This is a genomic window from Cohnella sp. GCM10020058 (assembly GCF_042683485.1).
In the GTDB taxonomy this organism is placed as follows: domain Bacteria; phylum Bacillota; class Bacilli; order Paenibacillales; family Paenibacillaceae; genus Cohnella.
This window is the reverse complement of the sequence record NZ_JBHUJV010000001.1, coordinates 622,390-635,840: the sequence shown is the minus strand read 5'-3', so window position 1 is coordinate 635,840 and position 13,451 is coordinate 622,390. Positions and strand designations below refer to the sequence as shown.

Below are 13,451 nucleotides of genomic sequence, written 5' to 3'. Positions count from 1 at the left end.
TTGGAGCGATCAATGACTTCGATCATAATATTAAACTACGATCTATAAAAACGGAAATGGCTTTTGGCCATTGCACCTAAAGGAGTTTTGGACGCATGAGCATCCTCGAAAAAATCGAACAAACGCACGCGACGCAAGCGCACGAATATGTCGACGGTTTGTTCGAGACCGTCAAGAAGCGCAATCCGAACGAGCCCGAGTTCCATCAGGCCGTCAAAGAGGTCTTCCTTTCCCTGATTCCGGTGCTCTCCCAGAACCCTGCGTACATCGCGAACGCCGTCCTCGATCGCCTGGTCGAGCCCGACCGCATCCTGTCTTTCCGGGTACCGTGGGTCGACGATGCAGGCAAGGTTCAAGTCAACCGCGGTTTCCGCGTCCAATTCAGCAACGCGATCGGCCCGTACAAGGGCGGCCTGCGCTTCCATCCTTCCGTTAACGCCAGCATCATCAAGTTCCTCGGCTTCGAGCAAATCCTGAAGAACGCGCTGACCGGCCAAGCGATCGGCGGCGGCAAGGGCGGCTCCGACTTCGATCCCAAAGGCAAATCGGACCTCGAGATCATGCGCTTCTGTCAAAGCTTCATGACCGAGCTCAGCAAGCATATCGGACCGGACAAGGACGTTCCGGCGGGCGATATCGGCGTCGGCGCGCGTGAGATCGGCTTCATGTTCGGTCAATACAAGAAGCTGGTCGGCGCATACGAAGCCGGCGTGCTTACCGGCAAGGGCATCGGCTACGGCGGCAGCCTGGGCCGCAAGGAAGCGACCGGCTACGGCGCGGTCTACTTCGTAGAGGAAATGCTGCAAGACGCGGGTTCTAGCTTCAAGGGAAGCAAAGTCGTCGTCTCCGGCTCCGGCAACGTATCGATCTACGCGATGGAAAAAGCGATCCAGCTCGGCGCCACGGTCGTGGCCTGCAGCGATTCCGGCGGCTACATCTATCATGCGGAAGGCATCAACCTCGAGACGGTCAAGCGGCTCAAGGAAGTTGAAAACAAGCGCTGCAAAGACTACGTCCTCGAGCATCCGGACGCCGTCTACGTCGAAGGCTGCGCCGGCATCTGGTCGATTCCTTGCGACATCGCGCTGCCTTGCGCCACGCAAAACGAAATCGATCAAGCCTCCGCCAAGCTGCTGGTGCAAGGCGGCGTCAAAGCCGTCGGCGAAGGCGCCAACATGCCTTCCACCCTGGAAGCGATCGACGTCTTCCTCGACAACAACGTGCTCTTCGCGCCGGCCAAAGCCGCCAATGCGGGCGGCGTAGCCGTCTCCGCGCTGGAAATGGCCCAGAACAGCGCCAGATTGTCCTGGACGATGGAAGAAGTCGATACCAGACTGCAGACGATTATGCACAATATTTACCGCGAATGCATCAAGGCTGCCGAGCAATACGGCGTTCCAGGCAACCTCGTCATCGGCGCCAACATCGCCGGCTTCGTCAGAGTGGCTGACGCCATGCTTGCGCAAGGGGTATAAGCTCGCACAACATTGATCCAGCACTCCTCCGGTTAATCCGGCGGAGTGTTTTTTTTCAAACGAAAAAACCGGAATTGAAAAATGCACTTGAAATACCAATTTATCCGAGTATAATTGTCGGTATAAAAACAAAATGAAAAACGTCAGGAGTTTTCGGTCATGAGTCACAACTTCCAAGCGCAGCGCGAAAAGCGGATCGACGATTATCTGGATCTGTATAATTATGCGGTCTCCATTAAGGACGAACAATGGCAGCAGGCGATACTGGCCGAGCTGAGCGCTCCGGCACGAGACGAACGGACCGAGCTTCGCAGGCAGCAGCGCGACGAGCTCATCGCGTATTTTAACGATGTCAATCAGACGCTTATATACCTCTATCGCAAGCTGCAAGGCGAGAGCGAACAAGCAAGCCGCGAGCAATTGTGGGTGCAGATCTGGACGTTGAAGCGGATCAGAGTGGAGATCGGGAAAAAAATGAGGGCGTTCAAGGAAGCGTTGCGTTCGTAAATAGACAAAATAAAAGCAGGCCTGCAGCCGTCTGCTCGGCCCGCCATAAGAATCGTTCGGGACGGCCATTGTCGGATGGCCGCTTCAGCGCGACGCTTACTTAGCGGAAGAGACTGCGTTCATCATGCCCATCATCATCGTCATCATCTCGTCGCATTGTTGAAGGCGGGACATCACCATTTCCTTGTCCATCATGCCCATCATGTCCGCTTTGGTCATCTCGTCCATCATCATTTGCATGGACTTCATCTTGGCCGTCATGTCTTCCATGCAGGTCATCATCATCATGTTCATCATCATTTTTTCCATGATTCCTTCACCTCCTTCTATCGTTTCGTTATGTTACTCTATCAGCATATACGAAAACTGGAAGCCTCTTCAAGCCTGCAACATTCGGATGGGAATGGTAAGATAATAGAAGAAGCCCGCAGCGCACGTACGCCCGGGCTTTTTTATTTACGCCAAAAAGTCTCGCAATCCGCTTTATCCGCCATATTAAACGCGATCATTTTCTCAAGTAACGCGTAATCCACCGGGCTGTCCCAACGGATCTTCACAAGCTCTTTGGTATGTTCATAGCCGGCTTGGACGATATCGTCCGCAAACCGCAGCATGCCCGCCTTCTCCGGCGCGACGGCCATATGCGGCTTGGCGACGCTGAACCCGACGATAAACGTGCCGTGATCGGTGAACATCGGCTGGTTCCAGGCGATCTTGGGCACAAGGCCCGGGAATTTTCCGAGGATCCACTCGAAGACCTCCTCGACTCTCGCCCGATGGGACGGGTTGTCGATGCGCACTAAATACTCGGAAAAAGCTTCCACTGAAATCCCTCCGCATCGCTCGTCGCATAATCGCGACAAAATGAATTGTTTCCAATCCCTCCTATATTATCGATGTATTTGCGAGAAACGCAATGTTGCGTTCATTTCGCAGAATAAGAAACCGTCAAGCGAAATCGCAGATCACCCTGCCGGTTCCTTTTGTTTTGACGAATATGCAAACTCGAATCGCGCGGAACGCCTGGCGATGGCTCATCCGATAGCCGTACATTGGGCCGGCCAACCGTCGCCCGCATCCCGCTTTTGCGTAATGCCTGCAAATATACATCTAATTTTGCCGATGTCGACCCTTTTGAGAGGAAAAGATGCAAATACGCAGGCATTTTTCGCAATCAGCCTGATTCCCGGTTTTTGTTATGAATTTACCTGCATATTTGCAGGTATTTCATCACGTGGGGCTGGTCGGCAAAAAATACATGTATAAATGCAGGTTTGAGGCCCGTGCAACTGGAGAGCCGAAGACGCGGAACGCACAGCAGGAGAGTGGAAAAAGCAGAACGCACAGCAGGAGAGTGGAAAAAGCAGAACGCACAGCAGGAGAGCGGAAAAAGCAGAACGTGCAATCTGAGAGCTGAAGAGGCGGAACGCACGGCAGGAGAGCGGAAAAAGCGGCCCGCGCAACTGGAAAACGGAAAAAAGCAGAACACGCAGCAGGAGAACGGAAAAGCGGCCCGCGTTCGGACCAAGCCGAGCGCAGGCCGCCGGTTTCATACAGCCTTAGGCGCCATGCGTTTCTGAAAGCTTGCTTTATCTAACGATGACAAAATAAGTGCTCGGTCCCGTAGCGTCCCCGTTGTTGCCGAGCGATACGGTGGAGCCGCTTGCGAAGCTTTTCTTGTACAGGCTGTAGGTCAGTCCGGCGTCGCTCGTCGCGTCGAGTCCCGTATCCGTCCACGTCGACATCCAGGACGGCTTGGTCGCGATGACGTCGTTGTGAGCGATATATACGTCGCTCGCGGCGTTCACCTTGAAGCTGGCAAGCGTCGTGCCCGTATAGGCTTTGGATTCGTTGGCCGGGCGGATCCAACTGCTGCCGGCCAATGCGGCTGGCACCGAATTAAACAGCGTCGTACGGTCGCCGTAGACCAAGTCGCCGTTTTGAATATTACCGCGGATCGACCAGTTAGCTGCATTGGCCGTGTCGTTCACCGTCAGGTTGCTGACCAGCGGCGTGGCCGCCGCATTTTTCACGATGACGAAATAGGTGCTCGGCCCCGAAGCGTCACCGTTGCTGCCGAGCGATACGGTGGCGCCGCTCGCGAAGTTTTTCTTGTACAGACTGTAGGTCAGTCCGGCGTCGCTCGTCGCGTCCAGTCCCGTGTCCGTCCACGTCGACATCCAGGACGGCTTGGTTGCGATCGCATCGTTGTGCGCGACGTATACGTCGGCAGCGGCGTTCACCTTGAAGCTTGCCAGCGTCGTCCCCGTATACGCCTTGGATTCGTTGGCCGGACGGATCCAGTCGCTGCCGGCCACGGCGGCGGGAATCGCCGTAAAGAGCGTGGTGCGATCGCCGTAGACCTGGTTGCCGCTTTGAATATTGGTGCGGATCGACCAGTTCGCCGCATTCGCCGTATCGTTCACCGTCAGGTTGCTGACGAGCGCCGTCGAAGCGGCGACAGGCGAAGTACCATTGAAATACTCTTCGATATTCGTATAACCGTCGTTGTTGTAATCGCCGCTGCTCGTCTGGCTCAAGCTGCCGAAGTTGCCCATCTCCCAAACGTCCGGCATGCCGTCGTTGTCCGTGTCCGTGCAGGCCGTGCCGCCGGCGATCGTCGGATAACCGCCGACCTGGCTCTCGTTCGTGATGATGAAGTTAATGCCGGTGTTCGTCTGGTACTGATTGATCAGCCGGGTATCGACGCTGTCTCTGGCGGCGATCCATGCGCCCTCGCAGGAGATGCGCTGCGATGCCCCCGCGGTCGGCAGGATGCTGTTCTCGATATTGCCGACCGACTCCGCGACGATCGGATACGTAGTATTGGCCAGCGGCGTCGTCCGCTTCCAGGCCGCCGGGATGGCAGCGCCGGTCTCCGTCTCGTTTTCTCCCGCGATCTTGCTCGTCAGCAGCCACTGATCGCCTGTCGGGCTCGTCTGATTCCAGCCGACGTTGCCGGACAGATAGATCGAAGGATCCCCGTGCGCAGTATTGTTGTCGTAAGGCACGGCTTGCGGGAATGCTTGGATCTCGTGCGGGAAAAAGTTGCTCTCGTACGTCGTCACGCCGTACAACGGACCTTTCTTGTACTTGTTGCCGATGAAGTCGACCGAGATGCCGCCGCCGACCTGCGCGAGATAGAAGCTCTGATTGTACGTGATGTTGTTGACGACGCGGCTCGATTTGGTCTTGAGCAGCGGGTTGCGGTGCGTATCGTTCATGATCAGATTATGATGCATGTCGATATCGGTCTCGGTGTCCTGGCCGCCTTCTCCGCCTGCCAGAAGACCCGTCGAGTGCGGGTAGAGACCTTCGGCCATGATGTTGTAGGAGCTGGTCACGTTTTTGGTGGAGATGTCGGCGCTCTTCCAGACGCCGATGCCTTCGTCCTGATTCCAGCTGATGGACAGATGGTCGAGCATGATATTGTTGCCGTTATAAATTTCAATTGCGCCGCCGCTGTCGTCGCCCGCCGGATTGTAACCCTTGCGAAGCCGCAAATAGCGAATGACGACGTTGGCATCCTGACCGACGACGCCGACCATGAGCATATTTTCCGATATGCCGGTGCCTTTGAGCAGAATGCCGCCGCCGGGCGCCGTCTGGCCCGCGATCGTAAGGTTCGGGTTCGTGATCAGAATCGTGCTCAGCAGGTTAATCGTGCCGCCTACCGTGAAGACGCAAGTGCGCGGACCCGATGCGGTCGCGCATGCCCGCAGGCTCCCCGCTCCGGCGTCGTTCAAATTGGTCACTTTGATGATTGCGCCTCCACGACCTCCCGTGGAAATGGCGCCCCCGCCCTGCGCTCCCGGAAACGCCGGCACGGTCGGCGCCGCCTTGGAGCTCGGAACGTCGACGATGCCGGCCAACAGAGACAATAAGAGCGTTAAGACCATAACCGCTGCCGCATAAAACGACGCGCCGCGCTTGCCGCTGCCAAGACTGACCGAACTGAATCCCGTGTACATTAACACACTCTCCCTTGTTCGGAATGGGGATGCGGGGGCTCGTCACCGCCTGGAGAAGATGATCGGTCCGCCGCCTCACGCCAACAGTGTAAGACAAGGCGCGGAAAATCCGATATATGAGTTTTCCCCGATCTGTATGGCGATTCAGCGGACATGCGGTTAGACCCGTTCCGTCATGCCCGACTTTTCGGCTCTGCTCATCGCCTTGATAATGTTGATGCCTGCCGCGATCTCCTCCGGCGTCACCGCCAGCGCCAGGCGCTCTCCCCGGATCGCCCGGTAGAAGGCTTCCCATTGGTATTGTCCGACTGCGCTGCGCAGGACAGCCTCTTCTACGTACATGTGCCCGTCCGCGTCTTGCGTGATCAGCGTCATCGCGCTTCCGACGTGGCCCACAGCTTCGTCGAACGGCTTGGGATGCAGGTTGCGGTGAATCGTCCCCTTCTCGTAATTGACGGTCAGCGCAAATTTGTAGGCCTGTCCGTCCTCGATACAGAAGGAAGCAAAAATGTTGCCGAGCGCGCCGTTTTTGAAAAGAATGCCGAGCTGGGCGTTGTCCGGCGTAGGGCGGCCGGTGAACAGCTTCGAATGCATCACCTGCACTTGCTCCGCTTCCCCGAACAATCTGACGAGATCGTTGATCAAATAAATGCCGATCCGATAGATGGGCGCGACAGGACAAAGCGCCGGATCGTCGTACCAGGACGCTGTATAGGTCTCCCGGTAATCGCACCATACTTCGGCCCGGCAACCGACGGGCTGTCCCAATTCATGCTGTTCATGCCAGCGCTTCAGCACCTGCAGCTCGTCGGACAGCAGGGGCGTTGGCGAATTCAAATGCACGACTCTGCCGAGACGTTCCGCTTTCTTTAATACGGCCAGGCCCTGCTCCGCATCCCGCTCGAACGGCTTGGTCGTCATGACGTCTTTGCCGGCGTCGACGATCTTGTCGATCAGCGCAGCGCGCCCGACGGGCGGCGTGAACAAGCCGACGGCGCGAATCTCGTCGTCGCCGAGCAGCTCATCCAGGTCTGCATAAGCCCGCACGCCGTACCTTTCCGCAAAGCTTGCGGCCTTGGCCGCGTTCAAATCGCAAACGCCAGCCAGCTCGAACCGGTCCGCGCCGGCTTTCGACGCCAGCTCCTCGACCATATCCGCACCGAAGTTGAGTCCTACGACGCCGATTTTAATCCGTTTCATCCGCTTTCCTCCGTATCCGTTGTTCAGGATCGGCAGCATCGTTATTGAAGGCCGGCAACAGCAGCTGCACGACCGTCCCTTCGCCGACGCTGCTCGTTATGGCAATGCCGGAGTCATTGCCGAAAAAAAGCCTTAACCGGTTGTGCACGTTCAACAGCCCGTATCCGACGGACTGCTTGACGAAGATGCCGTCGATCACGTCCTGCGCCATGCCGGGTCCGTTGTCCTCCACCCGAAACGCGATCCGGCTGTCCGCAAGGCGGCCGGTCACGGCAATCCGCCCCCGTCCCTCCTTCTTCCGCTCGATACCGTGGTGAATGGCATTCTCGACGATCGGCTGCAGAATGAGCTTGATCATGTCGTACGCATAAATATCCTCCGCCAGGTCGTAGACCACGTCGAAGCCTTCGTCGTGCATGACGCTTTGGATTTCCAGATAAGCCTTCGTATTCTGAATCTCGTCGCGGATCGAAATGACGTTTTTTCCGCTGTTCAGCGTCGTCCGGTAAAAGCGGGAGATCGCGCCTGCGATCTCGCTGATGTCTTTGGCATGGATCATCTTCGCTTTCCAGTTGATCAAGGAGAGCGCGTTGTACAGAAAGTGCGGGTTGATCTGCGCCTGCAGCGCCTTAAACTCCGCTTCTTTTTGCGTGATCTCGCTGCGATACACGTCGTCGATCAGGTTGTTGATCCGCTTCAGCATGACTCTGAACCGGTTGATCAGCTCGCCGATCTCGTCCGTCGAGTCGCTGAACACTTCGACATGCAAGTCGCCGTTCTGCACGCGCAGCATCGTCCGGTTGAGCCACTCGATCCGTTTGACGAAGGAACGCGAGAACAGCCAAATGATCAGCGCGAGCACGAGCAGGCAGATGCCGGCGATGAGGACGGTCGCTTCGATAATGTCGCTCTGATGCACCGGCATCAGCTTCTGCGGCGTATAAAAGAAAATCGACCAGCCCGCTTCGGCCATGTCGATCCGGATGAAGCGGTAAGTTTCGCCGTCGACCTTCAACTTGGGCACATGCGAATCCGGCAGCTGGTCGACCGTCAAGGCGTTCCGCGAATCGCCGAACGTATTGCGCGAATAAAGGAGCTTCCGGTTGTTGTCCATGACCGCGACGCCGTATTGATCCATGAGCGAATCGGCCATCCCCTGGAACAATCTGTTTTTGTCGATCTCGACATAAAGCACGCCAAGCGCCGTAGCGTTATTGTTGATGTTGACGATTTTGCGTACGGCAAAAATCCGCTCTTCGTCATCGAACAAAGCGGGTTTTGTGCGCGCTTCCTTGTACCAGAACGCATCGCTGACGCGAGCGCTCGAGCGCGTGAACTGGCCGAACTCGGGAATATCCTTGTCGCTGTAAATGATGATTTTGTTGATGTCGCCGTTCAAATACAAAATCTCTGAGAGCGTCGGACCGAGATAGTGCGTCATGTCGTCGTACAGCGCGTACATATCCGAATATTGATTTTTCAGAATCTGCTGAATTCGCTTGTTGATGCCGATAAAATCGGCCACGTTCTCCGCCTGCCTGAGCTTGCCGTCGATATTGCCGGCCGATTGCGTGAGCGCGATGCGCCACTTGTTTTCCACCTGCGCCTCGAGCGCGAACTTGGATCGCTCGAACGAATAGATGCCCAGGATCAAGATCGGAATGATGACGACGAGCGAATAAGAGAGAAAAAGCTTGTGCTTGAAGCGCAGGCTTTTAAAAAAGCGCATGAAAGGCTGCATGCTATTCGACCTTTTCCCGGTATTTGGCCGGACTTTCCCCGTACCCGTTTTTGAAGATCATGCAAAAATAGGACGTATCCTGGTAGCCGACGCTTTTGCCGATATCCGCTATTTTGCGGTTGGTGCGCTTGAGCAGCTCCTCCGCCTTTTTCAGCCTGCAGGCGGTGATATATTTCATCAGGCTGTAGCCGGTTTGCTCCTTGAATTGGCTGTTCAAGTAATCAGCGGACAAGTATACCTCGGCCGCCACCGCCTCCACGCCGATCGGCTTCATATAATGCTCGTGGATGAAGCGGATCGCGAGCATGACCGCTTTGCTAATCTCCCCGTCGGGCAGCTTGAGGTTCAGTCCATGGTCCGACTCCGTCTCCGGCGCCCGCGACAAGGCGAGCGGATCGGCCGTCGCATCCACATCAGACGCATGTCCGACGGACGCCTGTCCGGGAGACGCCAGAGCCTTCTCCGCTTCGCCGCGCATTAACGCATTGCGGTATTCTGTCATCAAGCGATGCGTGCGCGCCTTCTCCTGCTTTTCTTTCTCGCAAAGCTCGAGGACGCTGCGCATCGCATTCAAAAACTCCTCGTCCTGCACCGGCTTCAGCACATAATGGTGCACGTGCAGTTCCATCGCTTTTTTGGCATACTCGAACTCGCCGTAAGCGCTGAAAATGACGATTTTCACGTCCGGCTTGAGCTTGCGGGTCTGCTCGGCCAGCGACAGGCCGTCCATGAAGGGCATGCGTATATCCGTAAACAAAATGTCCAGATCGTGATGACGGATATAGTCCAGCGCCGCTTCTCCGTTTTCAGCCTCGACGACTTCCAGCTCGAGACGATACTCGCGAATCAGGAATTGGATTCCCGTTCTCTCGATTCTCTGATCATCCACGACTAGAATCTTGTGCATGCCGCGCCTCCCGGACCAGAAGTTTATTCTTTGACGCTTCCGAGCGTGATTCCCGCGATAAAATATTTTTGAATAAACGGATACGCAAGCAGGACGGGAATCGAGGTCACGAGCACTTCCGCGGCCCTGAGCGTATTTTGCGATACGGTCTTGAGGACATCCAGGTCGGTGATATCCCTCACCCGGCGCCCGGGCTCGATCACGTTCATCTGAATATAGGTTTGTAGCGGGTAATGGTCCGGCCGGTTGATATAAATGAGCCCGTCGAACCAGGCGTTCCAGTGGTACACGATCGTAAACAATGTCAGCGTCATGAGGCTGGGAACGGACAACGGCAGCGCGATGCGCAGGAAATACGTCAAGTGTCCCCCGCCGTCCAAAAACGCGCATTCCTCCAGCTCCTTGGGCAGGTTCCGGAAGAAATTCAACAAGATAACGATGTTGAAAATCTGCACGGCGCCTGGCAGGATGAGCGCCCACATGCTGTTGATGAGTCCCGTCGACCGGACGACGAGAAAGGTCGGGATCAGTCCGCCGCTGACGAACATCGTGACGACAAAAAACCAGACGTAAACGGTACGCGATCGAAACCGGCGGTCTTCCTTCGACAACGGGTAGGCGGTGAACGCGGTGATAGCCATGTAGATGACGACCCCGAGCAACACCCGCTGCACGGAGATGCCGAAGGCCTTCATGAACTGGGAACCGCTTACAACAAAGCTGTAGGAATTGATCGTAAAATCGACCGGCCAGAACGATACTTGCCCTTCGGCCACGGCCGCGCTCGAACTGAGCGAGACTGCCAGAATGTGTATATACGGAAATAAGCATAGCAAGGATACGACCAACAGTATAGTCATATTTAAATAATCGAACGCCGCTTTTCCGGCTGATCTTTTAATCGGCATGCTCTGCACCTTCGTTCGCTTAGAAGATTCGATAATTGGCAAATTTCGAAGCCAGCGCGTACGACACGGATACCATCACCAGCGATACGCACGATTTGAACAATCCGATCGCCGTTCCGATATCGTACTTGGCGCCCAGCAGCCCGATCCGGTAGTTAAACGTATCGATGATATCCCCGCTTTGGAATACGACCGGGTTGTACAGTACGAAGATTTGTTCAAAGCCGGCGTTGAGAATATCGCCCAGGCTTAACGTGCCGAGCAGCACGATAATCGGCATCATGCCGGGCAGCGTGACATGCAGCGTCTGCTTCCAGCGGTTCGCACCGTCTATGACGGCAGCCTCGTACAAGGACGGATTAATCGCGGTCAAGGCGGCCAGGTAGATGATCGTGTTAAATCCGGTGGACTTCCACAGATCCGTAGCGACCAGCATATAGGGAAAAATCCGGTTGTCGCCCATAAAGAAAACGGGCTCGAGGTGCAGCCAGATCAGAAATTGATTGACGAGACCGTCGGAAGCGAGGATATCGCTGATGATGCCGCCCAGGATGACCCAGGACAGAAAGTAAGGAAGGTAGGTCACCGTCTGGACGACCCGCTTTAGCCAGATCTTGGCGACCTCGTTCAGCAGCAGGGCGAACAGAATCGGCACGATCGTGCCCGCCACGATTTTCATCGACGCGATAAAGATCGTATTCCATAAGACGCGGGGGAATTCCGGCATGCCGAACACATACTTGAAGTTGTCGAAGCCGACGAAAGGGGATGCGAAGTATCCGCCGTGCGAGAAGCTGGCAATATTGAATTTTTGAAAGGCAAGCATCAGACCCGCCATTGGCCAATAGCTGTAAACGATCACGAGCGCGACGCCCGGCAGCAGCATCAGGTGCAGGGGGAAGTTCCGCCTGATGTCGATTCTGCGATTCATGTCGGTCACCTCCGCGAACGGCTCGAGGCAAAGCATGAATGCCACGCCTTGCCTCGCCGATTCATTCCGCAAGCTTATTTTTTATTATCGGCGTACCAGGCGTTCGCCTCGTCGGTCATTTTCTGACCGCCTTGTTTGTACCATTCGCCCACGAACTTGTCGTATTCGTCCACGTTCGCGCCCATGATGATCTTCACCATCACGTCGTTGAAGCGAACGTCGAGCGCGTCCTTGTATTCGGTCATGGCAGGGGTCGGCGTGCCCGTGAATTTATCGTAGAGTAGACGGCCTTCCTTCTCGTATTCCAGGTGGTGCCTGATCGATCCGCCCGGACCGTACATGGCGAAGAACGGCCAGTTGTCGATCGTGCCGTTATTCATAAAGTCGACGACCTTGTCGTACGCGTCCTTCTCAATCGTCGTCAGGGACGACGTATCCTTCGTCTCCAGCGCCTTGTTGATGTTCACGTACTTGTTGTCTTCCTGACGCGGCAGCAGCTGCCCCACCACCGTATACTTCCAGATGCTGCGGTTTGTCGCGGTGTCGATATTGTACTTGGCATAGTCCGCGTTAGGCCCGTACAGCTTCTCGGTCGCCAGGTTCAGCATCTTGATGACCGCTTCCGGATGCGCCGCGCCTTTCTTGACGACGAACCGGTTCAGAATCTCCAGGCCGGGAACCGGCATCATCGCGGGCTGCGCGTCGGCGGATACGATCGAATACGCTTTCCAGTCCGACTTCGGATCCGCCTGCTTGAGCGACCGCAGCGGGTAGTCGGGAAAGTAATACTCGCCGTAGATCAAACCGTACTTGCCTTGCGCGGTGTCTTCCTCGAGCTGCTCGCCTTTTTTCAGGGCAAAGTCCTTCGGTATCAATTTGTCTTTGTACATCTCCTGGAGCAGCTTCAGCGCGGGCTTCATGACGTCTGCCTGGGCTTTGCCGTAGACCAGCTTGCCGCTCGCGTCTTCCACCCAGGAATTCGGGTAGGCATGGAAGCCGTAGAAAACCGGATCCAGGTTGTAGTAGCCGTCGGGCTCCGTGCCGTCTCCGGACACATACAAGCCCGTCGTATCGGCTTTTTTGTTGCCGTCCGGATCCTGGGTCGCGAACGCCGTCGCGATCGCCTTGACGTCGTCCATCGTCTTCGGCTCGGGCAGGCCCAGCTTCGTGCGCCAGTCCTCGCGAACCCAAAGCACCAGCGATGCGTCGATCGGGTCGTGCCAGCGCGGAATGGAGTAGATTTTCCCGTCGCGCTTGCTGCCTTCCAGCGTGCGTCCGCCGTCGCGCGTCATCAAGTCTTTGACGAGCGGCGAGGCGTACTTCTCGTACACGTCCGTCAGGTCCTCCAGCTGCCCTTGATCGACGAGCTGATCGAACATCGGCGAATCGCCCGGGAGGGCGAACAGGTCGGGCAGATCGCCGGAAGCGACCATCAGCGTCAGCTTGTCGACGCTGTCGCTGCCCCATAGTACGTTGACGTCGATGCCGAGCGCATCCGCGTACGTCTTGATCCAGATATTGTTGCTCGGCGATTCGCCGGGCAGAAACTTGGCATTGCCCGCGATCAGCGTGTTGACAGCCGTCATCTTGATCGGCGGATCGTACTTGCCCAGCGGGTCGGTATTTTCCGCAGCAGGGCTCGATGCAGATGAAGCGCTTGCAACAGACGTTGCGGATGACGACTGCGACGATTGCGACGATGCTGAAGCGTTGCCGCCGTCGTTGCCCGAGCAGCCCGCCAGCGCGAGCGAGGTCAGCGATACGGCGACGGCCAGCATGCAGGTTGCTTTTTTCATGGCTCCATCCCCCAA

At 56.4% G+C, this 13,451-nt stretch carries 11 protein-coding genes; 2 read left to right on the top strand and 9 right to left on the bottom strand.

Annotated elements, in window-relative coordinates; genetic code table 11:
• Positions 1 to 95 precede the first annotated feature (95 nt).
• Positions 96 to 1,475, top strand: a complete 1,380-nt coding sequence (gene gdhA, locus ACFSR7_RS02470) for an NADP-specific glutamate dehydrogenase (protein WP_378158822.1) — start codon at positions 96 to 98, stop codon at positions 1,473 to 1,475.
• 159 nt (positions 1,476 to 1,634) lie between these two features.
• Positions 1,635 to 1,982, top strand: coding sequence for a hypothetical protein (locus ACFSR7_RS02465; RefSeq protein WP_378158821.1), 348 nt, complete (start codon positions 1,635 to 1,637; stop codon positions 1,980 to 1,982).
• A 96-nt stretch (positions 1,983 to 2,078) separates the two neighbouring features.
• On the opposite strand, the gene ACFSR7_RS02460 is transcribed toward ACFSR7_RS02465, so the two are convergent.
• The 9 genes from ACFSR7_RS02460 to ACFSR7_RS02420 all read right to left on the bottom strand — a co-directional run bounded on the left by ACFSR7_RS02460 (position 2,079) and on the right by ACFSR7_RS02420 (position 13,436).
• Positions 2,079 to 2,291, bottom strand: a complete 213-nt coding sequence (locus tag ACFSR7_RS02460) for a hypothetical protein (protein WP_378158820.1) — start codon at positions 2,289 to 2,291, stop codon at positions 2,079 to 2,081.
• A 143-nt stretch (positions 2,292 to 2,434) separates the two neighbouring features.
• Positions 2,435 to 2,806: an iron chaperone gene (locus ACFSR7_RS02455; protein WP_378158818.1), complete on the bottom strand. Its 372-nt coding sequence runs from the start codon at positions 2,804 to 2,806 to the stop codon at positions 2,435 to 2,437.
• A gap of 765 nt (positions 2,807 to 3,571) precedes the next feature.
• Complete coding sequence (locus ACFSR7_RS02450; RefSeq protein ID WP_378158817.1) at positions 3,572 to 5,953, bottom strand: hypothetical protein; 2,382 nt, start codon at positions 5,951 to 5,953, stop codon at positions 3,572 to 3,574.
• A gap of 159 nt (positions 5,954 to 6,112) precedes the next feature.
• On the bottom strand, positions 6,113 to 7,153 hold the full coding sequence (locus ACFSR7_RS02445) for a Gfo/Idh/MocA family protein (RefSeq protein ID WP_378158815.1): 1,041 nt from the start codon (positions 7,151 to 7,153) through the stop codon (positions 6,113 to 6,115).
• Positions 7,140 to 8,894 (bottom strand): sensor histidine kinase, encoded by a 1,755-nt coding sequence (locus ACFSR7_RS02440; protein ID WP_378158814.1) that lies wholly within the window; start codon positions 8,892 to 8,894, stop codon positions 7,140 to 7,142. The genes ACFSR7_RS02445 and ACFSR7_RS02440 overlap by 14 nt, the downstream gene beginning before the upstream one ends.
• A gap of 1 nt (position 8,895) precedes the next feature.
• Entirely contained in the window at positions 8,896 to 9,801 is a 906-nt protein-coding gene (locus ACFSR7_RS02435) for a response regulator transcription factor (RefSeq protein ID WP_378158813.1), read from the bottom strand.
• Positions 9,802 to 9,824: 23 nt separating this feature from the next.
• A complete protein-coding gene (locus ACFSR7_RS02430; protein WP_378158811.1) occupies positions 9,825 to 10,709 on the bottom strand; it encodes a carbohydrate ABC transporter permease in 885 nt (294 codons plus the stop codon).
• A 19-nt stretch (positions 10,710 to 10,728) separates the two neighbouring features.
• A complete protein-coding gene (locus ACFSR7_RS02425; protein WP_378158810.1) occupies positions 10,729 to 11,640 on the bottom strand; it encodes an ABC transporter permease in 912 nt (303 codons plus the stop codon).
• Positions 11,641 to 11,714: 74 nt separating this feature from the next.
• Complete coding sequence (locus ACFSR7_RS02420; RefSeq protein ID WP_378158809.1) at positions 11,715 to 13,436, bottom strand: extracellular solute-binding protein; 1,722 nt, start codon at positions 13,434 to 13,436, stop codon at positions 11,715 to 11,717.
• Between the last annotated feature and the right edge of the window lie 15 nt (positions 13,437 to 13,451).

Coding starts and splice junctions, on each gene's coding strand:
- gdhA (WP_378158822.1), top strand. CDS start 96: ATGAGCATCCTCGAAAAAATCGAACAAACGCACGCGACGCAAGCGCAC.
- ACFSR7_RS02465 (WP_378158821.1), top strand. CDS start 1,635: ATGAGTCACAACTTCCAAGCGCAGCGCGAAAAGCGGATCGACGATTAT.
- ACFSR7_RS02460 (WP_378158820.1), bottom strand. CDS start 2,291: ATGGAAAAAATGATGATGAACATGATGATGATGACCTGCATGGAAGAC.
- ACFSR7_RS02450 (WP_378158817.1), bottom strand. CDS start 5,953: ATGTACACGGGATTCAGTTCGGTCAGTCTTGGCAGCGGCAAGCGCGGC.
- ACFSR7_RS02445 (WP_378158815.1), bottom strand. CDS start 7,153: ATGAAACGGATTAAAATCGGCGTCGTAGGACTCAACTTCGGTGCGGAT.
- ACFSR7_RS02440 (WP_378158814.1), bottom strand. CDS start 8,894: ATGCAGCCTTTCATGCGCTTTTTTAAAAGCCTGCGCTTCAAGCACAAG.
- ACFSR7_RS02435 (WP_378158813.1), bottom strand. CDS start 9,801: ATGCACAAGATTCTAGTCGTGGATGATCAGAGAATCGAGAGAACGGGA.
- ACFSR7_RS02430 (WP_378158811.1), bottom strand. CDS start 10,709: ATGCCGATTAAAAGATCAGCCGGAAAAGCGGCGTTCGATTATTTAAAT.
- ACFSR7_RS02425 (WP_378158810.1), bottom strand. CDS start 11,640: ATGAATCGCAGAATCGACATCAGGCGGAACTTCCCCCTGCACCTGATG.
- ACFSR7_RS02420 (WP_378158809.1), bottom strand. CDS start 13,436: ATGAAAAAAGCAACCTGCATGCTGGCCGTCGCCGTATCGCTGACCTCG.